The following is a 586-nucleotide window of genomic DNA, read 5'->3' on the forward strand; positions in this document are numbered from 1 at the left end:
CGCGCCCAGTTCCGTCAGGCGAGTCGTGATGCACACGACATCGTCAAGGCCGCAGCGGCGCGCGGTAGTCCATGGCGGCATGGCGCACCACGAAGGCCAGCCCAAAATCGGCCAGCAGGTCGGACGCCGCCTGCCCCTGCGCCCGGATGGCCTCGGTGCGGGCGCGTTCGGCCAGGGCGAGATAGCGGGCGTGATAAACCACGCCCCCGGCATCCGTATCCTCGTAATAAATGCGGAAATCTATTTTATGCTCCATCCGGCCCATCCCCCAGCAGATCGCCCTGACCGGGCATGCGGGCGGGCGGTTGCAGGCCGAGATGCCGCCAGCCCCGTTCACCCAGCATGCGGCCACGGCTGGTGCGCAGTACCAGTCCCTCCTGAATCAGGTAGGGTTCGATCACGTCCTCGAGCGTGTCACGGGCCTCGGCCAGGGCGGCGGCAAGGGTTTCCACCCCCACCGGGCCACCATGGTGATATTCCGCTATGCGGCGCAGATAGCGGCGGTCCATGCCGTCCAGCCCCATCGAATCGACCTCCAGCCGTGACAGCGCGGCATCGGCCAGCGCCCGGTCCACCGGCCCGCGTC

Annotated in this window: 1 protein-coding gene and 1 pseudogene; both read right to left on the minus strand. The window is 68.3% G+C overall.

From position 1 onward, the window contains the following. A pseudogene (locus JCM25156_RS26670) lies at positions 1–256 on the minus strand (YbgC/FadM family acyl-CoA thioesterase); the annotation flags it as partial. After that, positions 246–586, minus strand: a 341-nt coding sequence (locus JCM25156_RS26675) for a Holliday junction DNA helicase RuvB C-terminal domain-containing protein (protein WP_034961783.1), incomplete at its 5' end; no start/stop codon positions are given. The pseudogene JCM25156_RS26670 and the gene JCM25156_RS26675, both read right to left, overlap by 11 nt.

It is taken from the genome of Komagataeibacter kakiaceti JCM 25156, from assembly GCF_000613305.1.